Genomic DNA, 20,668 nt, shown 5'->3' on the forward strand with positions numbered 1-20,668 from the left:
TGCCGTGAGCAACACCTCGAGCCCCGCACAGAGCCCCACACAGGGGCCCATCGCCGACCTGTCCGACAATCTCCTCGCCTGGGCGTCCAGTACCGAGATCGACCTTTCCCGACGTCTGGGTGAACTGAGCGGTGATCCTGCGGTCTTCGTGGACCTCGACATCACCGGTGACGAGTTGGAACGCATCACCATCTTCTTCGGTGAGTTCCTCTCCCGCCAGATCCGCGCCGGCGCTGACGAGGACGCCCTGCTGCGGACCTGTCCTGCGCTGACAGCGACCACGCTGCTGTTTCGCGCAGCACGTCTTAATGTCGTCGGAGAACTCGAATCAGAGTTCTGGACGGGACTCGGACTGGAGCCGACGGACCCCCGGGTCGCGCTGATCGACTACGCGGAGATCCTCACCCGTGCAGGACTCGACTCGATGGACGCCGCAGCTGCCGGCTCCGACGGTGACAAGGGACGTCTGTTCGCCCACGTCGGCATCGCGACAGACTGGGTCCCCGAACTCATCGAGCTCATCGACACCCGCAGGCTTGCTGGTGACGCCCTGCCCACTCCCGCCGAGGAAGCCGCTGCGGTGGTTGCCGTGCTCGCCGAGGAATCACTTCAGGCCGGGCCGTTGTGCGCTGCCCTTCCGGACCTCGCCATCCGGCTGATCACGCCGGTGGTGCGGGTCGTGCAACTCGCCGCAGAACACCCCGACCACTGGGTCAACTCCCTCGCGGACGCCGGCGAGGAGGCGCAGGTGGCACCTCTGGTGCTCGAGGATGTCATCGAGGAACTGCGCGAACGCCCCGCCGGGACGACGGCGCGTCGGCACCGTGTCGGCGTGGGAACCCGGGAGGACCGCCCCCGTCTGGCCATTGACCTGGCCCGTCAACGTGTCATCCTGCGACTCCCGGAACAGCCGCTGGAGTCTGTCCGCGGCGCCGGGGACGAACGTGACGACAGCGACGCAGCGGTGGGCGAAGTCCGCTGGCACGTGGACGTCGACGGACGACCGGCCGGTTTCCGGACCCGCCGTTCCGATGCGCCCGGACGCCCGGTCACCGAAACCCTGGACCTTCCGGTGCGTCGGCCCGTCCGTGAGATCGGCGTGCGTGACCTGACCCACGGAGAATCATGGGTACTGCCGGTCGTCGACGACGCCGACCCGGTCATGGTCTTCACCCGCCGCGGCAAGGAACTCACCGACCGGGTGTCCCTGCACCATTCCCGCGTGCTCGTCGTCTGCCCCGAGGATTCCACCGCTGTGGACCCGGTCGCCGACCGCGAACTTCCTGTACTGGGAGAGTGGCAGGTCAAGGCCTGGGACGGCTGGGTCATCCGTGACCTGGATCTGTCCGCCGCCACGGCTTTGCACGTCGACCGTCCTGGTGTCGCGCGCCCGCCGATGGGCACGGTGCGCTGTGTGGATGCTCGTCAGCGTGTCTGGTTCCGCGAACCGGAGAACGTGCTACCGGCGATCCGGACCCTCGGCGGTCTGCCCGTGCACGCCTCCAGCCTGCAGGCAGTGTTCCCTGCCACCGTGTCCGGGGCAGCGGAGATCTGGTTCCTCTCGGTCAGCTCCTGGGCCGGACCCGACGAGACTGGTGAAGAGGTCACTGAGGAGGAACCGTTGGAGGTCCCCGCCGAAGGCGGGATGTTCGATGTCTTCGACCCCGAGGCCTACGAGACCCCGTGGGTAGGCGAGTACCTGGTCCGGCTGCGTGGGCCCCGCAATGAATCCTTCAGACACGAGTTCGCCATCGTGGAGGGCCTGGACATCGAAGCACCGGCCAGCCCCCGGCTCGGCCTGGCCGCCGGTCTGACACCGGTGTCCGTCTCCCTGTTCCCGGGGGAGAAGCAACTCTTCATCCCGAAGTCCGTGGACATCACGGCCGAGGAGAAGTCCGTCCAGGTCATCGCGGAAACCGATGCAGGGGATGCACTTCCGCTGGTCGTGGAGCCACCGCGCCTGCGATTCCAATTGCCGTTGATCGGGGAGGACCCGATGTGGCGGACCGAGTCGTTGGTCGCCCCGGCAGTGGAGATCAACTCTGCGACCCGGTTCCGGATCCGACCGGGTATGCCGGTTGAGTCGCCTCGGCTGGTCATCCGCGACCGTCACGGTGCACCCGTACGCACCCTGCGGCTGGGCACAGTTGACCAGGTGACCTGGTCAGTGTCGCTGTCCTCGGTACGGGCGTCACTGCCTCAGCTGACCGAAGGTTCCTGCGAACTCGAGTTTGTTGCTGACGGGCGCAGCCACAGTGTGCGGTTGGTCACCATGAGGCCTGCAGAGAAGCGGACGCTGAATTACTCTGAGCCCACCAGCGACGGCTCACTGGCCACACTCACGGTGGAACCGAAGACCGACTCACCTGCGTGGGTGTGGCCGCTGACTGCGCCATGGATGTCTGCGCGTGTGCTGTCCTTCACCAAGGGTGTTGCGGAGCTCCCGGAGGAGCTCACCGACGCCGGTGCCCTCAGCGTCCAGTTCTACAACCGCGACCGGTTCAGCCCACTGCATCCGGCCGCCTCGCCAGGACCGGGCGCCTTACGCGTCGACATCCAAGGGCATGCCCGCCCGGATGACGGCGGCCCGTGGACTCAGCTTTCCGCCTATCTCGCCGGTGCGTCGGATGAGCTGCCGGAAGACACCGACGTCCTCACCGTGCTGTGGGACGTCCTCGCCGGCTGGTTGACCGGGGAAGCCACCGCGGACGCCAGCGCCGCCATGCACGCCGCCCTGGCACGCCATCCCCGTGAGGCACTCCGGGCGATGTCCCGGTCGCTGGTACCGTCCACTGACCGTCCTGCCCAGTTCATTCTGTCGGGGCTCGTCCACGCGTCGCTTCGCTCATCCACGCCGGACCCGCGTCCCGGTGTCGCCTGGATCGCAGCACTGGAGATCCTCGGTGAACTCGCCGCAACCGATGACGAGGACACCGCTTCGCGCCGTGAGATCGGGCGTCGTCTCTCCGCCATCGGCGGGCTTCCGCTGTCCCAGACCGTGGAGACCGGCAGGGATGCGACATTGGAGACCTCCTGTATTGACGCCACGACGGTGCAGATCGCGCAGTTGTCGCCGGAGCAGCAGGACGCGGTGTTGAGCACATTCTTCGCCGGATCCCAGGTCGTCCCCGGTGCCCTGTCGGAGGAGAACTCCCGGCTGATCGCAGTTTTCGAGACCTTCCGTCACCGTGAAGAGCTCGGCCAGGTACTCGCCGACCCGGGGCTGCTGCGCGTGGCATTGGCACTGCTGCGACGGATCCGTCAGACCAACCGGCAGCTGTACACCTCGGCGCGCGTGCGCTTCGACAAGCTCGACAACGTCGACACCGACAACCCCGACAACCGCTGGGCGCTGACCCCGGTGATCAGCATGATCCTGGCGATCGCGGCTCGCATGCACGCCCACGGGCGGCTGGGGTCGACAGGACAGTTGTCATCGGCGTACCCGGGGTGGGCCGAGATCGCCCGCATCGTGCCGGATTTGGTCACCGGTGACCTCGTTGCCGCGGACGCGATGGTGCTCGGCGTCTTCGGCCCCGATGAGGGTGTGGAGGAGGATCTGGCTGAAAGTATCGAGGGCGGTGATGGCGAGACTGGCGCTGCTGAGGCTGCGATCGACTCCATCGTCAGCGAGTAGCGTCACCTCGACTCGGGCCGACGTCCCAGAATGTCCTGAGCACTCAAGGTTTCCGTACCTTGAGTGTCAAGGTCATTTCTCGATGGCCTGGGTGACCTGACGGCTCAAGGCGTCGACGTGCAGGACGGGCCTCGGCGTGTTGAAAGATGCGGGGCAGAGAAATCGTCGCCCTCCGCCACACGGCGGAGGGGACATTTGGTTCACTGGTGGCATGGACCCGATTATCTGGATAGTCATAGCCGCCGTCGCGGTCATTGTCATCGTCGCTCTCCTCATCGTCCTCGGCCTGCGCCGTGGGAAGCAGAAGGAGATCTCCTTCGAGAAGAAGACGGAACTCGAAGAGAAAAAGCCGTCGTCCGGTAACTACCAGGCGCAGGGTGGATTCAACTTCAGCGCCGGTACTGCGGCTGGTGTGGAGGAGAAGGAGCCGGAGGTTCTTCCGGGCCAGGAACTCGGCGGAGCAGAACCGCAGACCCCGCCAGTGCCGACGGAAGCAGCGGAGCCCTCGACCCCTCCCGCCGCCCCGGCTCCCGAACCGGCCCCTGAGCCCGCCCCCGAGCCGGCGCCCAGCCCGGAGCCTGAGCCGACACCTGAGCCCGAGCCGGAACCCGCTCCTGAGCCGGAGCCGACTCCCGAGCCTGAGCCGGAACCCGCTCCCGAACCTGAGCCCAGTCCGGAGCCGACTCCGGAACCTGCTCCCGAACCGGAGCCAGCTCCCGCCCCCGAGCCGGAGCCGACTCCTGAGCCGGAGCCCAGCCCTGAGCCTGAGCCGGAACCGACTCCTGAACCAGAACCCGCTCCCGAACCCGAGGCCGAGCCAGAACCTGTCGAGGAGATCGCCCCGGTGGAGGGACGTCTCGGCCGGTTGCGCGGCAACCTCTCCAAGTCGCAGAACGTCATCGGACGTGGCGTGCTTGGTATCCTCTCCGCGGGCGATCTGGATGAGGATGCGTGGGAAGAGATCGAAGACACCCTCCTCATGGCGGATCTCGGAACCAAGACCACGCTCGCGGTCGTCGAGGACCTGCGGGAGCGCATCACGGCCCAGGGCGTCTCGAACGAGGCAGAGGCACGGGCACTGTTGCGGTCCTGCCTGGTTGACGCATGTAAACCTGATCTCGACAGGTCGATCCACGCCATGCCGTACGACGGTAAGCCGGCGGTCATCATGGTCGTCGGAGTCAACGGGACAGGGAAGACCACCACCACCGGCAAGCTTTCGCGTGTCCTCGTCGGGATGGGCCACTCGGTCCTCCTCGGCGCGGCAGACACCTTCCGCGCCGCTGCTGCCGACCAGTTGGAGACGTGGGGACGACGGGTCGGTGCCGAGACCGTGCGAGGCAAGGAAGGTGCGGATCCTGCGTCCGTGGCCTTTGACGCGGTCGCCAAGGGTGTCGACGACGGTATCGACGTCGTCGTTGTCGACACCGCAGGTCGACTGCACACCTCGGTCGGGCTGATGGACCAGCTCGGCAAGGTCAAGCGCGTCGTCGAGAAGAAGGCCAAGGTCGACGAGGTGATACTGGTCCTTGATGCCACAGTCGGCCAGAACGGACTCGTCCAGGCCCGGATGTTTCGTGAGGTCGTCGACATTTCAGGTGTCGCGCTGACCAAACTGGACGGCACCGCCAAGGGCGGCATCGTTTTCCAGGTCCAGGAGGAACTCGGGGTGCCGGTGAAGCTCGTCGGACTCGGCGAGGGAGCTGACGATCTGGCGCCTTTCGAGGTCGAGGGGTTTGTCGACGCTCTGCTGGGCTGACCGACGACTGTCGCTCCGTATGCCGAAACACCGTCGTAATCTCGCGGCGGTGTTTTTCATGCACCGGAAATCATGCGGCATGAACAGGCGAAACATCGGGGCAGTTAACTACTCAGCGTGAGACACCGGCGCGAGGTGCCGGAGACAACCCCCACGCAACCCTGAGGAGTTCCCCGAAATGACATCCGAGGAAATGGCGGCAGCGACAGGTGACTCAGCCTGGATGCTCATGTCCGCCGCGCTGGTCCTGTTGATGACACCGGCGCTGGCACTGTTCTACGGCGGCATGTCGCGACAGAAATCCGCTCTGAACATGATGATGATGTCGTTCGGCACGCTCGGGCTGATCGGCGTCATCTACGTCCTGTGGGGCTGGTCGATGTCCTACGGTAGCGAGACGGTCGGCGGGCTGTTCTCGAATCCGTTCGAGTTCTTCGGATTGAAGGACTCCGTCACAGACGCGGAGGGCAACTTCATCGCCGGTGCCGCGGGCTACGCGAACGTCATCGACATCGGATTCCAGTTGACGTTCGCCGTAATTACCGTCGCGATCATCTCCGGTTCGCTGGCCAATCGCGTGAAGTTCTCTACCTGGATGGTGTTCGCGGGTATCTGGGCTACGCTGGCCTACTTCCCGATGGCACACATGGTGTGGGGCGGTGGTCTGCTGTCTGACGGAGAAGACGGACTGGCTGCGATGATGTTCGGTACCGTCTCCGAGGACGGCGAGACCGTCGCGGCTATTGCACCGATCGACTTCGCCGGTGGCACCGTCGTGCACATCAACGCCGGTGTGGCTGCACTGGTGCTGGCATTGATCATCGGACGGTCCCGGACATTCATGAAGGAAGGGTCGAGGCCCCACAACCTGCCCCTGGTGATGCTCGGCGCCGCGCTACTGTGGTTCGGCTGGTTCGGGTTCAACGGTGGTTCGGCCTTCGGAGCGAACGGCGAAGCAGGCCTGGCGTGGCTCAACACCACCGCGGCGACGTGTGCAGCGATGCTGGGATGGTTGCTCGTGGAGCGGCTCCGCGACGGGCACACGACATCCCTCGGCGCGGCGTCCGGCGTCGTCGCCGGCCTGGTGTCGGTCACTCCTGCTGCAGGCGACCTGACTCCGCTCACCGCAATCATTCTTGGGGCGATCGGTGGTGCCCTCGCCGCGGTCGGTGTGGGACTGAAGTACCGCTTCAAGTTCGATGATTCGCTCGACGTGGTCGGCGTACACCTGGTTGCCGGTATCTGGGGAACGATGGGAATCGGTCTCCTGGCGACCGATCGCGGCCTGCTCACCGGGGGAGGATCGGACGGGTTCAAACTGTTCATCGTCCAGATCGTCATCGCCGTGGTTGCGGTCGTGTTCTGTGCAGTCGTCACCGCTGTCATCGGACTGGCACTGAAGTACACCATGGGGTGGAGGATCTCCGGCGACGACGAGAATGCCGGTATTGACAGCACCCAGCACGCAGAGAGTGCGTACTCCTACACTGATGACAACGATCAGGAGTTTGAGGAAGTCGCCGACTTCGACTCCGCACAGGGGAACGCACACCGGGCCAATGACCTTGCCGACGGGGCACACCAGAAGAACTGAGTGTGATACCCCCGCACGCCGAATCGGCGGTGCACCTGACAAAGTCTGTCTCCGAACCATGTGTGAGTAGGCAGGTCCACGGACACCGGGTACGGTGGAGAAGTCAGAAGTCATTGTGTAAGGGAGATTTTCCACTGTGTTTGAGTCCTTGTCCGACCGCTTGTCCGGCGCCCTCAAGGGCCTGCGCGGTAAAGGACGGCTGACCGAGGCGGACATCAACGCCACCGCCCGTGAGATCCGTCTGGCTCTCCTCGAGGCGGATGTCTCGCTGCCGGTTGTCCGTGCCTTCATCAAGAGGATCAAGGAGCGCGCCAACGGTGTCGTGGTCTCCGAGGCGCTCAACCCTGCACAACAGGTCATCAAGATCGTCAACGAGGAGCTCCAGGGCATTCTCGGTGGCGAGACCCGTCGCCTGAATCTCGCGAAGAACCCGCCGACCGTGATCATGCTCGCCGGTCTTCAGGGTGCGGGTAAGACCACCTTGGCAGGAAAGCTCGCGAAGCACTTGGCCAAGCAGGGGCACACCCCGATGCTTGTGGCCTGTGACCTGCAGCGTCCGGGTGCGGTGCAGCAGTTGCAGATCGTCGGTGAGCGCGCTGACGTGCCGACATTTGCACCGGACCCGGGTACCTCGCTGGATTCCCTCGACCACGAGATGGGAACCAGTCACGGGGATCCCGTCGCCGTGGCTCATGCCGGTATCGAAGAGGCCGGGCGTACCAAGCACGACGTCGTCATCATCGACACCGCGGGTCGGCTGGGTATCGACGAAACCCTCATGACCCAGGCCCGCAACATCCGCGATGCGGTCAACCCGGACGAAGTGCTGTTCGTCATCGACTCGATGATCGGTCAGGACGCTGTCACCACCGCTGAGGCCTTCCGCGACGGCGTGGACTTCACCGGCGTTGTGCTCACGAAGCTTGACGGCGATGCCCGAGGCGGTGCCGCGTTGTCGATCCGTGAGGTCACGGGCAAGCCCATCATGTTCGCCTCCACCGGTGAGAAGCTCGAGGACTTCGACGTCTTCCACCCGGACCGTATGGCCAACCGCATTCTCGGCATGGGTGACGTGCTCAGCCTGATTGAGCAGGCCGAACAGGTCATGGACCAGAGGAAGGCAGAGGACTCCGCGGCCAGAATGGCCTCCGGGGAACTCACACTGGAGGACTTCCTCGACCAGATGCTCATGATCCGCCGGATGGGACCGTTGGGCAACGTGCTCAAGATGCTGCCCGGCGGTAAGCAGATGAACGACATGGCCGACATGGTCGACGAAAAACAGCTCGACCGGATCCAGGCGATCATCCGCGGCATGACGCCCGCCGAGCGCGAGAATCCGAACATCCTCAACGCCTCGCGGCGTAAGCGCATCGCAGCAGGTTCGGGTGTGACTGTCGCTGACATCAACCAGCTGGTCAGCAGGTTCCACGAGGCCAAGAAGATGATGGGCAAGATGGCCGGACAGTTCGGCATGGGTGGCGGTATGGGGCGGTCCGCGACGAAGAAGAAGCCCAAGGGTCGGAAGGGCAAGAACGGCAAACGCAAACCTGCGAAGAAGGGCCCCTCGCAGCCGAAGACCCCGCAGGGCATGCCTGGTATGCCGGGTATGGGCGGAATGCCGGGGATGCCCGGAGGTGGCGGAATGCCGTCAATGGCTGACCTGAAGAAGATGCAGCAGCAGATGCCTGAAGGTTTCGAGAACATCGACATGGACAATCTCGACTTCGGCAAGGGACGCTGACTGATTTGTCCGGGTGACCTGCTTCCCTGTAGTGTCGAACGGTCTGCGTAACACCGATCACGACCCCGGTCGTCCGGTGGTCACGCGCAGGATAAATCCAAGGGTTGAACCGGCCTGCAGCCGGGCGTCCTCACGTGTGTGGGTGTCGTCGGATGTGGGTGACCGTACTGCCCGGTGACCGTCAACAGGAAAGAGGACCTTTCATGTCCGTCAAGATCAAGCTCCAGCGTCTCGGCAAGATCCGCACCCCGCACTACCGTGTGGTCATCGCTGACGCCCGTACCCGTCGCTCCGGCAAGGTGATCGAGAACATCGGCATCTACGAGCCCAAGGCCGAGCCGTCCGTCATCAAGATCGACTCCGAGCGCGCACGCCACTGGCTGAGCGTCGGTGCGCAGCCGACCGAGCCGGTCCTCGCCCTGCTGAAGGTCACCGGTGACTGGCAGGCCCACAAGGGTCTCCCGGGCGCCGAGGGCACCCTGAAGGCTCAGCCGGAGAAGACATCCAAGCTGGATCTCTTCAATGCCGCACTGGCAGAAGCTGCTGACGCACCGACCGCCGAGGCCATCACCGATAAGAAGCGGAAGGCCAAGGAAGAGGCGGAAGCCAAGGCTGCAGCTGAGGCTGAGGCGGCTGACAAGGCTGCCGAGAAAGAAGCAGAGAAGGCTGACGAGGCCGCTGAGACCGAGTAGTCTGGCTTAGTCTTCACGTTCCGGGGACCTAGGGACTCTGAGCGCGATTCTTCGGACACCGTCTCCACCGTATATTCGGTGGAGACGGTGTTTTCGTCTGTCGGGATCTGTCGGGATGGTGATACCGATATGCAGTGACGGGGGTGCGTGTCGGGGGTGGTCTTCGCGGCCGTCGTCCACCGGACATAGATTTCGCAAGTGTTTCGACATCATTTCCTGTGCAGGCCGACTCTGAAACAAAGCAGGTCAGGTTATGTGTCCTGGGTCACGGATGTGGCGAACCTGTTAAATGAACTGTGTCTGGCAGGTAAAATATCGACGGTACAGAAGTTTTCACCGAAGGGAGCACGATGGACGTCGATGCCACAGTCAAGACCTATTACGAGCAGATCCTCCAGCGGAATGCAGGCGAGCCCGAGTTCCACCAGGCGGTCTCCGAGGTTCTCGACAGCCTCACGCACGTGCTGCGCAAGGACCCCCATTACGCGGACATGGGGCTGATCCAGCGGCTCACCGAGCCTGAGCGGCAGATCATCTTCCGGGTTCCATGGGTCGACGACCAGGGCAACGTCCACGTCAACCGTGGTTTCCGTGTTCAGTTCAACTCGGTGCTCGGTCCGTACAAGGGCGGACTACGTTTCCACCCGTCCGTGAACCTCGGCATCATCAAGTTCCTGGGTTTCGAACAGATCTTCAAGAACTCGTTGACCGGCCTGCCGATCGGTGGTGGCAAAGGCGGTTCCGATTTCGACCCCAAGGGCCGTAGCGACCTGGAGATCATGCGATTCTGCCAGTCATTCATGACGGAGCTCGGCCGTCACATCGGTGACAAGATCGACGTCCCCGCCGGTGACATCGGTGTGGGCGGACGCGAGATCGGATATCTCTTCGGCCAGTACCGCCGCATGGCCGGCCGTCACGAGTCCGGCACCCTGACCGGTAAGGGTTTGCAGTGGGGCGGTTCGCTCGTCCGTACCGAGGCGACCGGCTACGGCGCGGTGTACTTCACCCAGGAGATGATGACCGCCCGCGGCGAGCGGCTGCACAATGCCAAGGTCATCGTCTCGGGGTCCGGCAATGTGGCGATCTACGCTATCGAGAAGGCGCAGGAACTCGGCGCCACCGTCGTCGCGTTCTCCGATTCATCGGGGTACGTCACTACGCCGGACGGTGTGGACGTGGAACTGCTCAAGGACATCAAGGAAGTCCGACGGCTCCGCGTCGCCGATTACGCTAAGGAGGCCAAGGGCGCCGCGTTCCACAAGGGCGGCAACGTCTGGGAGGTCGAGGCTGACGTGGCTCTGCCGTGTGCTACCCAGAACGAGTTGGACGGTGAATCCGCTGAGCTGCTCGCCGATAACGGCGTGAAGTACGTGGCCGAGGGCGCCAACATGCCCTGCACGCACGATGCGATCCGCGTATTCGGCAAGCGCAAGATCGACTTCGCACCGGGTAAGGCGGCCAACGCCGGTGGTGTGGCAACCTCCGCGCTGGAGATGCAGCAGAATGCCTCCCGCGACTCCTGGTCCTTCGAATACACGGACAAGCGGTTGCGTGACATCATGGGCAATATCTTCCGGACGACCGCGAAGACCGCCGCGGAATACGGCATGGAGGGCGACTACGTGGTCGGTGCCAACATCGCCGGCTTCCGCAAGGTCGCCGATGCCATGGCCGCACAGGGTGTCATCTAACATCTGAGGTGTCGTGCGGTACTCTGACCTCCATGTCAGGTACTGAACAACTTCAGATCGGCCGGGTGATCAAGCCGCATGGTGTGCGGGGGGAGCTGGTGGTCGATCCGACCACCGATGATCCGTCAGGGCGGTTCGCCGTGGGGACCGTGCTGACTGGCCGGCAACGGGGGAAGGAACGGACCCTCACCGTGACAGCGACGCGGCCACATCAAGGTCGGTTGCTGGTCACGGTCGAGGGGGTCTCGGACCGTACGGAGGCTGAAACGCTGCGCGGGTTGCGCTTTTTCGGTGCCCCTGTGGTCGATTCGGGGGAGGAGGGGTTCTACGACCATCAGCTCGAAGGCCTGAGGGTGCTTGACTGCGGCCAGGTCGACGAAGAGACCGCCAACGCCCGAGCGTATGAGGGCGTGACCCCGGAACCGGTCGATATCGGTGTGGTCAGTGGTGTGACTCACGGCCCTGCCGGGACGTTGCTCGAAGTCGCGGTCGACGCTGACGCCCCGCTGCCGACAGCAGGGGCGGTGATCCTGGTTCCGTTCCGACACGCTATCGTCCCGATCGTCGATCTGGACAACGGTGCGCTGGTGCTGACCCCGCCGGAGGGGCTCCTCGAGCTCGGGTAAGATCGACCCCCATGCGTCTGGACGTCATCACCATCTTTCCCGAGTACCTGGATCCGTTGCGGCACGCTCTTCTCGGGAGGGCCATCGAGCGCGGAATCCTCGACGTTGCCGTCCACGACCTACGCTCCTGGACACATGACGTGCACAAGGCGGTGGATGACACCCCTTACGGTGGTGGGCCTGGCATGGTGATGAAACCGACGGTGTGGGGCCCTGCGCTCGATGATGTTGCGGCCCTTTCCGGGCCAGCGGCCACGGTGAGACGGCTGGAGAGTGCACAACCGCATGTTCCCTCCGACGCGGTGGACATCGGGAAGGCTCATGCTGACGGTGACAATCGTCCTGTGCTGGTCGTCCCGACCCCCGCCGGGGCACCCTTCAGTCAGGATACCGCCGAACGGTGGGCGGCAGAGGAGCGGCTTGTCTTCGCCTGTGGCCGGTACGAGGGAATTGACCAGCGTGTTTTCGATGATGCAGCGACGCGGTACCGGGTGGAGGAAGTTTCCCTCGGCGATTACGTGTTGATCGGCGGGGAGGTTGCGGTGCTGGTGATGGCTGAGGCCGTGGTGCGGCTCATTCCGGGTGTTCTGGGAAACCGTCGGAGCCACGAAGAGGACTCTTTTCAGGATGGCCTGCTCGAAGGCCCCAGCTACACCAAACCGAGGATCTGGCGAGAGCGGGAGGTCCCTGAGGTGCTGCTCTCCGGAGATCACGCGAAGGTGGACCGGTGGCGCCGGGACCAGGCCTTGGTGCGCACCGCGGCAACACGGCCCGAGCTGATCGAGGCACTACAGCGGGAGGGCGCGCTGGACGACCGTGACCGCAGCGTCCTGGACGCTCCGGGGGAGTAGTACAGCGGACGGTCCTTCTGTTGCGGTTCAGTTTGTCCCCAGGAGAGGTGCTGTCCACAACGTCCTGGTGCTTTCCTGAGCGGGCAGCACGGCGAGGGCGGTGCAGTCCCTACTATTTTCCTTCGACGGCCGGATACGTTGCCGGCCGCGGGACAAGGGGAGATCAGCATGCCAGTCACCGAACCGGTGAACAGTCCGTCGGTGGAGGAACTCACCGTCTATCCGTTCAACAGAATGGAGCTGAGGATGGCCCAGAGCGGACTACGGGGTCGCTCTGCGGCCGAGCGTGCCGCCATCTCAGAGATGGTACGTACGCGCGGAGCCGCCTACGCCGCGCGGTTCCGCCACGCTGCTGAACTGTCCTGGAGAATGCCGGAAATGTACTGGTCCGCGGTGGAGGACGGCCGTATGACCCTGGAACACATGGATGCAATCTGGCGTCGGATCGACCGCCATGCGGGGTTGCGTTCGAGGATCGAAGATCAGGAAGCCGACCTGCAACGGCAACGCGACCTGGTGGGTGGAGAACGCGAGGGGGAGGACGGGTCCAGCTCTGACGCGGGTTGCTGTAGCGGAGCGGATTTCTACGGGGAACCTGTGCCGTGGGAGGTCAACGATGCTCCGTGGCGTCGTCGTTTCCCCGACGTGGAAAGCCCGTACTGCCCGTCAGCGGACCGGTCTGTGGAACGGGCAGTGACTGACTGGCTGCTGGCATGCCCACACCGGTTGATCACCTCCTCCGGGGCAGGCTCGCTGATCCCCCGGTCCACCGTGACCATCCACCGACTCCGCGACGTCGTCGACGCCGCCGTGGATGAAGACCTCACCAACCGGGAGGCCTATGAACAGGAGGGCAGCTTGTCGCATCCTGACCCGTTCGAGCATCCCTTCTAGCACGGACGCATACCGGCGCATACCGGCGAGCTCGACTAACGTTGTGGCTATGGCAGCACCCGGGCGAATCGTCATCACCGCAACGGACATGAATGTCCTGGTTCGTCCGGACGGTGTCACAGCGCTGGCTGTAGCGATCAGACACACCCTCGGCGACCACGGCGCCACCAGCGTTGAGGTGACGTTGACGGGTATCGAGTCCGCATGCGAACCGGACAACATGCTCGTGGCCGAATATCAGCAGCGATTCGACACACCGCCGGTCAGTGAACAGGTCCACCGGCTGACGGTAACGGCCCGCTGGCAGGGCACACACTGGCAGGGCGGGGCGCTGAACACCGCTGATATCACCCGGGACATTGCAGCATGTCTGCCGATCCTTCCCGACGGGTCGCCCGGGCTCTGGTTCGGGCAGACGTCCACGCTACGATCATCCGAATGAGCGTCCGACACACCGCAGGAAACAGCGATTCAACAATCACTACCGCCCTCGCCAGGGAACTCGATGTCAGCGAGGCCCAGGTGCAGGCCACCGTCGGGCTGCTGGACGAGGGGAACACTGTCCCGTTCATCGCCCGCTACCGCAAAGAAGTCACCGGTGGGCTGGATGATTCGCAGTTACGCACCCTGGAGACCAGGCTGCGCTATTTGCGCGAACTCGCGGAGCGGAAGCAGACCGTTCTTGCCGCCATCGACGAACAGGGCAAGCTCACAGATGACCTCCGTGATCTGATCCTGGGGTGCGACACCAAGGCCCGCCTGGAGGATCTGTACCTGCCCTTTAAATCCACACGCCGTACGAAAGCCACCATCGCCCGGGAAGCAGGCCTGGAGCCGTTGGTGGACCGGCTGCTCGAAGACTGCTCCACCGATCCCGCAGAGTTGGCAGCAGGCTTTGTCAGTGACGGGTTCGCCGACGCCAAAGCCGTGTTGGCCGGTGCCAGGGCTATCGTGCTCGAGGAGATCTCCACGGACGCGGACCTGGTCGGAGAGGTCCGTGAGAAGTTCTTCAACACCGGCTCGATGTCCGCCGGTGCGGCTCCCGGCACGGAGAATTCTCCGGAAGCACAGAAGTACCGCGACTACTTCGACTTCTCGGAGCCGTTCACGACACTGCCGAGCCACCGTATTCTGGCACTCCTTCGAGGCGAGTCAGAGGGCGTGCTGCAGCTGACCCTCGATGCCGGTGAAGATGAGGTCTACCAGGGCATGATCGCACTGGCACGTGGACTGGAACCACGGGGCGATGCAGCGGACGGGTTTCGTGCCGAATGCACGAGGTTCGGGTGGCGCACGAAGCTGCAGGTGTCCTCGGGCGTGGATGTGCGCATGCGGCTCAAGGAGCGCGCGGATGAAGCCGCTGTGGAGGTGTTCTCACGTAACCTGAGGGATCTTCTGCTGGCGGCCCCGGCCGGGCAGCGTGCCACTCTCGGTCTGGACCCGGGGTACGCCCACGGCGTGAAGTGCGCGGTGATCGACCAGACCGGCAAGGTCCTCGACACTGCAGTGGTCTACCCGCACAAACCCCAGAACCGTTGGGATGCAGCGGCATCCGCACTTGCCGCCCTGTGTGCCCGGCATAATGTCGAACTTCTGGCGGTGGGCAACGGCACGGCGTCTCGTGAGACCGAGAAACTGGCACGGGAGATCGCAGAGACCGTCTCTACCGCAACGGGTACCCGGCCGACCCCGGTGATGGTCAGTGAGTCCGGGGCCTCGGTGTACTCCGCCTCAGAACTGGCCGCTGAGGAGTTTCCGGACATGGATGTGGCCCTGCGTGGCGCGGTGTCGATCGCACGTCGGCTGCAGGATCCGTTGGCAGAGCTGGTGAAGATTGATCCGAAGTCCATCGGCGTGGGTCAGTACCAGCACGATGTCAACCAGGCACTGCTCGCCTCGGGACTGGATTCCGTGGTGGAGGATGCGGTGAACTCCGTTGGGGTGGATGTGAACACCGCCTCTGCACCGTTGCTGCGCCGGGTGGCCGGGGTGAACGCGACCCTGGCGGACAATATCGTCAACCACCGTGAGAACAACGGGGCCTTCTCCACCCGTCGGCAGCTCAAGGATGTGGCCCGACTGGGACCGAAGGCGTTTGAACAGTGCGCGGGCTTCCTTCGTATCCACGGCGCCTCAGATCCTCTGGACGCCTCTGCGGTGCACCCGGAGGCATACCCTCTGGTGCGTCGAATTACCGAGGCAACCAGGGTATCGGTGACAGAACTCGTCGGAAACACAGCGGTGCTCACTAGGCTCAACCCACGCGACTTCGCTGACGACACCTTCGGCGTGCCGACCGTGACCGACGTCATTGCCGAGCTCGACAAGCCGGGACGCGACCCGCGTCCCGAGTTCCGCACGGCGTCGCTGGCAGACGGAATCGAGAAGATCTCGGATCTGGCCCCGGGCATGGTGTTGGAGGGGACAGTGACGAATGTCGCGGCCTTCGGGGCCTTCGTTGACCTGGGAGTACACCAGGACGGGCTGGTCCATGTGTCGGCGATGTCCGACAAGTTCGTCTCTGATCCGCATGACATTGTCAGCTCGGGTCAGGTCGTGAAAGTCAAGGTCATGGAGGTTGACGTTGACCGCCACCGTATCGGGTTGAGCCTGCGGCTGCAGGATGAACCGGGGGAGCCCTCAGGCAGGAAGGCCGGTGGTGAGAATCGCCGCCAGCCGCGGAAGGGACAAGCCGGTGGGCGTGACAACCATGGGAGGAAAGGCGGCGGCCAGAAGCAGGACCGGGCCGCAGGGTCGATGGCCGACGCGCTCAAGCGGGCCGGGTTTGGCCGCTAGGGACCGGCGCTGGCATAATAACCGGGTTGCGTGAACTCTGCCTTGTCACCGAGGTGAGGGACGCGTCAAAATTCAATGGTGTGGGCATGAACGCGCATCTCTCGTCCGAGCAGGTCGTGGGTCCTCTGTCCGATCGAAGACACAGCAAGGAAACTAACATGCACTATCTCGATAAGGTCGACGCCGCACAGCTGCGTAGCGACATTCCCGACTTCCGCCCCGGCGACACCCTCGACGTCCACGTCAAGGTCATTGAGGGTGCCAAGAGCCGTGTCCAGGTGTTCCGTGGCGTCGTTATCCGTCGTCAGAACTCCGGTATCCGCGAGACCTTCACGGTCCGCAAGGTTTCCTTCGGCGTCGGCGTGGAGCGTACTTTCCCGGTCCACTCCCCGAACATCGATCACATCGACGTCCTGACCCGCGGTAAGGTCCGTCGTGCGAAGCTGTACTACCTCCGCGACCTGCGCGGTAAGGCAGCCAAGATCAAGGAGAAGCGCTAAGCTTCCGCGGCACAGCCGCACTGAACACGGGCCCCGGCCTGCGTGTCGTCTGACTCGGACGTCCCGCGGTCCGGGGTTCTTTCGTGTGTTCGTGGGTGTGGAGGGCCGTACGTGTCAGAAGTCACGGCCAAGGGACCTTGTCCTGGGTAAGAGGGCATGGATACGATTCCAATAGCACGGTGGAAACGAATCCATCATCGAGTGGATGAGAACTCCACCGTTGCGCCGGATCGTCTCATGCAAAGGAATCTGCGACATGCCCACCGCGACAGCAGCAGCCCCCGAGGAGCATCCCCGGGTCGACGCCCCACCGGTGTCACACTGGAAGACGATTCTCATCGGATTCGGGATACCGATCCTCATCACCGTGATCTTCTGGTTCAGCCCACACCCGGCTGAGCTGACCGATCAGGCATGGCGTATGTTCGGTCTCTTCGTCGCCACCATCATCTGCATCATCATCGCCCCCATGCCGATGGGGGCGGTCACCCTTATCGGTATGATCGCCGCCGTCTTGCTGGGCCTAGTCCCGTTGGCGCCGAGTAGCGATGACCCGGGTGCCCCGTATGCGCTGGTCGGTTTTAGTAACGCCACCATCTGGCTGATCGTGATGGCCTTCCTGTTGTCCCGGGGGTTCATCAAGACAGGCTTCGGACGGCGTATCGCCCTGTTCTTCGTCTCCAAGTTCGGCGGACGTATGCTCGGTGTCGGCTACGGTCTCAGTCTTGCTGACCTGGTGATGTCCCCGGCTATCCCGTCCGCCACGGCGCGTGGCGGTGGAATAATGGCGCCGATCATGACATCCGTGGCGATGACGTATGACTCCGAACCCGGTCCCACCGCGCGCCGAGCCGGGTCGTTCCTGTCCCTCGTGTCGTCGAACGCTAACTCGATCACCTGCGCGATGTTCCTCACCGCCATGGCGGGGAACCCCTTGATCGCATCGCTGGCGTCCCAGCAGGGTGTGGAGATTTCCTGGGCGACATGGGCTCTCGGGGCCATTGTCCCAGGGCTGACTGCTCTGATCGTTGTACCGCTGGTGATCTACGTCATCTATCCTCCGGAGCTGAAGAACACCCCGAAGGTCAAGCAGATGGCGCGCGATGAACTCGACGCTCTCGGGCCGATGTCCTACGGGGAGAAGGTGCTGGCTGCCACGTTCATGGTCCTGTTGCTGCTCTGGACGGTCGGCGACCTGGTCCTGGGAGTCTCCGCGACGACCACGGCGTTCCTCGGGGTGATCCTCCTGATGGTCTTTCACGTTCTGACCTGGGAGGATATCATCCGTGAGAAGGCGGCCTGGGACACAATGACATGGTTCGCGGTGCTGTACATGATGGCGACAACGCTGTCGGCTTATGGTTTCATCGACTGGGTCTCCGAGCTGATTGCCGGGTCCCTGGGAGCGATGAGCTGGATCCCGGCCCTCGTCTTGCTTGTCGTCATCTACTTCTTTGCCCACTACTTCTTCGCTTCCGCCACAGCACATATTTCGGCGATGTACATCGCCTTCCTGGGCGCCGCACTCTCCCTTGGCGCACCACCGCTGCTGGCCGCACTGATCCTCGGCTACTGTTCGAATATCTTCCAGTCGCTGACCCACTACGCGGGTGGTGCCTCGCCGACATTGTTCGGGACGAAGTACAACACTGTGGCGCAGTGGTGGCGTGTCGGCTTCATTGCCGGAGTCGTCTCGCTGAGTATCTGGATCGTCGTCGGCGGTGTGTGGATGAATCTCATCGGGATCTGGTGAGCGACGATGCCCCGACAGCAATCCTCCCGTCCGTCACTCAAGGCCGTTGCTGAACGAGCAGGCGTCGGGTACGGCACTGCGTCCCGTAGCCTGTCTGGATCCGGGCCGGTCGCGCCCGAGACGAGGCAACGTGTGTTGGACGCCGCCGAAGCCTTGGGCTACGTACCGAACATGCTCGGCCGTGCACTACGCCGTCAGCGCACTACGTTCATCGGGCTGGTCTTACCGGATCTGGGCAACGAATACTACACCGAAGCGCTCGACACGATCCATCATGCGCTCGCAGCCGCGGGGTACCAGATGATCACTGTCGCCGACGCGACGGCCACGGGGCAGGACGCGCTGGTGTCGTCTCTGGCGCAGCAGCAGGTCGCCGGCATTATCCAAGTCCCCGTGGTGGGGGCTTCAGTCGTGACGGGTCTGCCAGTGGTGCAGTTCAACCGCTCGGAACTGGGAGCCGGTGTTCCTTGCGTCCTGTGCGATGACGAGGACGGGTTCCGTCGACTCGCGGAGCTTGTGATGCATCATGGGTACCGGGATATCGCTGTGCTGCTGGGCGACTCCGCGATGTCGACCACGGTGGCACGTGCTGCAGGCGTGCAGGGCGCAGTCTCCGGCACCGACGCCCGCGTGCGCTACTGCTACGGCAGCTATACCGCAGACTCGGGTCGGGAGATGATGGAAGAACTCCTCAACGCTTCGGACGGCAGCGAGCGCCCCGACGCGGTGATCGTGGCGTCTCCTCGCCTGATGGCGGGCGTTGCCGCGGTGCTGGGGGCGAGGGAGATGAGTTTTCCCGGTGACATCGCCGTCGCTGCGTTCGATGATCCGGAATGGTATCGACTCCTGGGACCAGGGATCACCACATTCGATGCGCCCCAGCGACAGATGGGGCGCGCAGCGGTGGCTATGGTGCTGGACATGATCGAGTCCGGTGAACCCCCGTCCAACCCCGTGCAGGTTATTCCGGGGTCGGTCCGGGAACGCGGTTCGTTGTAACGCGCTGAGTATACCGGCCCGGGTGTGACGCCTGGAGGAATTGTTGCGGATGTGGCATACCGGCCGGGGTACCACTGTACATTTCCACTATGACGACTTCGTTCGGGAGCATCGCCCGCACTGCCCTGGCCACCGTGGTGGCCGCTACTGGAGCAGCATTTCTCACCGGGGTTCCCGGTGCAGCTGCTGACACTCCTGACACCTGCCGTAACCACACTGCGGTTTCGGTGACCTGTGAGGTCTGGTCCGATTCAATGCAGAGAGACATTCCTGTTGTGGTGAAGCCCGCGAGTACGCCGGGCAATGACAAAGTCATCCAGTTCCTCGACGGTATCCATGGCGGTGATGGCTGGAGCAGCCGGGCGATGAACTACGTCGCCGACGATGACGCGACAATCGTCTTTCCTTCCGCCGACTCGAGGTCTTTCTGGGTCGACTGGGATTCCACCGCGCCGAACGGTAAAGAGCTCAAGTACGAGACGTTCCTCACGCGGGAGTTGCCCGACTACCTCGAATCGGAATTCGATGTGCCGAACGGAGGACGAGAACGTACGGGAGTGGTTGGTTTGAGTATGGGGGCGTATTCGGCGGTGAACCTCGCGTCGAAACATCCGGGGATGTACCGTTCAGTTCTGGCGTTGAGCGGCTTCTACAACAACCAGATGCTCGCCGGACGACTGGCGGTGGACGGCACCGCGATCACCCACGGTGAGGACAACGTCGGGGTTCCATGGGACTCTGAACAGTCCCGGATGCAGGACAACCCGTGGATCAACGTCGACAACCTGACCATGCCGGTGCATATGGCGGTCGCCACCGGTATCCCGGATGTGCGCAGTGATTACGACCTCGGAACCACCGTGGCTGGAGCGGGGATTGAGATCGGCAGCCTCGGGGCCACTGCAGCGTGGGACCTGTGGACCAGACTGCACGGGAAAGACAATGTGACCATCACCTACACCCCGGTCGGCATCCATGCCTATGACACGTGGATGAACGCCGCTTTCAAGGACCAGAAGCTGTACTGGCGCTTCGCTGATTTCTGAGCCGGCAATCGGTGGAAACGGGGGAGACAGGCCTCCGCTGGGAAGCGGAACTGAACTCCTCGACTGGTAACGTCTGTTGCCGT

15 protein-coding genes are annotated in these 20,668 nt (G+C 63.7%); all 15 read left to right on the forward strand.

Annotated elements, in window-relative coordinates; all coding sequences use genetic code 11:
* Positions 1-4 precede the first annotated feature (4 nt).
* The 15 genes from CGLY_RS07265 to CGLY_RS07335 all read left to right on the forward strand — a co-directional run bounded on the left by CGLY_RS07265 (position 5) and on the right by CGLY_RS07335 (position 20,585).
* On the forward strand, positions 5-3,637 hold the full coding sequence (locus CGLY_RS07265; protein ID WP_227590419.1) for a hypothetical protein: 3,633 nt from the start codon (positions 5-7) through the stop codon (positions 3,635-3,637).
* Positions 3,638-3,848: 211 nt separating this feature from the next.
* Positions 3,849-5,396, forward strand: a complete 1,548-nt coding sequence (ftsY, locus tag CGLY_RS07270; RefSeq protein ID WP_038548020.1) for a signal recognition particle-docking protein FtsY — start codon at positions 3,849-3,851, stop codon at positions 5,394-5,396.
* A 178-nt stretch (positions 5,397-5,574) separates the two neighbouring features.
* A complete protein-coding gene (locus CGLY_RS07275) occupies positions 5,575-6,990 on the forward strand; it encodes an ammonium transporter (RefSeq protein ID WP_052539833.1) in 1,416 nt (471 codons plus the stop codon).
* Between the two features lie 136 nt (positions 6,991-7,126).
* Positions 7,127-8,734 (forward strand): signal recognition particle protein, encoded by a 1,608-nt coding sequence (gene ffh / locus CGLY_RS07280; RefSeq protein WP_038548023.1) that lies wholly within the window; start codon positions 7,127-7,129, stop codon positions 8,732-8,734.
* Positions 8,735-8,937: 203 nt separating this feature from the next.
* Positions 8,938-9,426, forward strand: coding sequence for a 30S ribosomal protein S16 (rpsP, locus tag CGLY_RS07285; RefSeq protein ID WP_038548026.1), 489 nt, complete (start codon positions 8,938-8,940; stop codon positions 9,424-9,426).
* A 350-nt stretch (positions 9,427-9,776) separates the two neighbouring features.
* Entirely contained in the window at positions 9,777-11,120 is a 1,344-nt protein-coding gene (gene gdhA / locus CGLY_RS07290) for an NADP-specific glutamate dehydrogenase (protein ID WP_038548029.1), read from the forward strand.
* A gap of 32 nt (positions 11,121-11,152) precedes the next feature.
* Positions 11,153-11,746: a ribosome maturation factor RimM gene (rimM, locus tag CGLY_RS07295; protein ID WP_038548032.1), complete on the forward strand. Its 594-nt coding sequence runs from the start codon at positions 11,153-11,155 to the stop codon at positions 11,744-11,746.
* Positions 11,747-11,757: 11 nt separating this feature from the next.
* Entirely contained in the window at positions 11,758-12,597 is an 840-nt protein-coding gene (gene trmD / locus CGLY_RS07300) for a tRNA (guanosine(37)-N1)-methyltransferase TrmD (RefSeq protein WP_038548035.1), read from the forward strand.
* A 168-nt stretch (positions 12,598-12,765) separates the two neighbouring features.
* Entirely contained in the window at positions 12,766-13,491 is a 726-nt protein-coding gene (locus CGLY_RS07305; RefSeq protein WP_052539835.1) for a hypothetical protein, read from the forward strand.
* A gap of 49 nt (positions 13,492-13,540) precedes the next feature.
* A complete protein-coding gene (locus tag CGLY_RS07310) occupies positions 13,541-13,933 on the forward strand; it encodes a hypothetical protein (protein ID WP_038548038.1) in 393 nt (130 codons plus the stop codon).
* Positions 13,930-16,287: a Tex family protein gene (locus CGLY_RS07315; RefSeq protein WP_052539836.1), complete on the forward strand. Its 2,358-nt coding sequence runs from the start codon at positions 13,930-13,932 to the stop codon at positions 16,285-16,287. Before CGLY_RS07310 ends, CGLY_RS07315 begins: the two co-directional genes overlap by 4 nt.
* A gap of 158 nt (positions 16,288-16,445) precedes the next feature.
* Positions 16,446-16,787: a 50S ribosomal protein L19 gene (gene rplS / locus CGLY_RS07320; RefSeq protein ID WP_038548041.1), complete on the forward strand. Its 342-nt coding sequence runs from the start codon at positions 16,446-16,448 to the stop codon at positions 16,785-16,787.
* 256 nt (positions 16,788-17,043) lie between these two features.
* On the forward strand, positions 17,044-18,540 hold the full coding sequence (locus CGLY_RS07325; RefSeq protein WP_081803817.1) for an anion permease: 1,497 nt from the start codon (positions 17,044-17,046) through the stop codon (positions 18,538-18,540).
* 6 nt (positions 18,541-18,546) lie between these two features.
* Positions 18,547-19,539, forward strand: a complete 993-nt coding sequence (locus tag CGLY_RS07330) for a LacI family DNA-binding transcriptional regulator (protein WP_038548044.1) — start codon at positions 18,547-18,549, stop codon at positions 19,537-19,539.
* An 89-nt stretch (positions 19,540-19,628) separates the two neighbouring features.
* Positions 19,629-20,585: an alpha/beta hydrolase gene (locus CGLY_RS07335; RefSeq protein WP_052539839.1), complete on the forward strand. Its 957-nt coding sequence runs from the start codon at positions 19,629-19,631 to the stop codon at positions 20,583-20,585.
* Positions 20,586-20,668: the final 83 nt, after the last annotated feature.

Origin of the sequence: Corynebacterium glyciniphilum AJ 3170 (assembly GCF_000626675.1) — a bacterium.
Taxonomy (GTDB): domain Bacteria; phylum Actinomycetota; class Actinomycetes; order Mycobacteriales; family Mycobacteriaceae; genus Corynebacterium; species Corynebacterium glyciniphilum.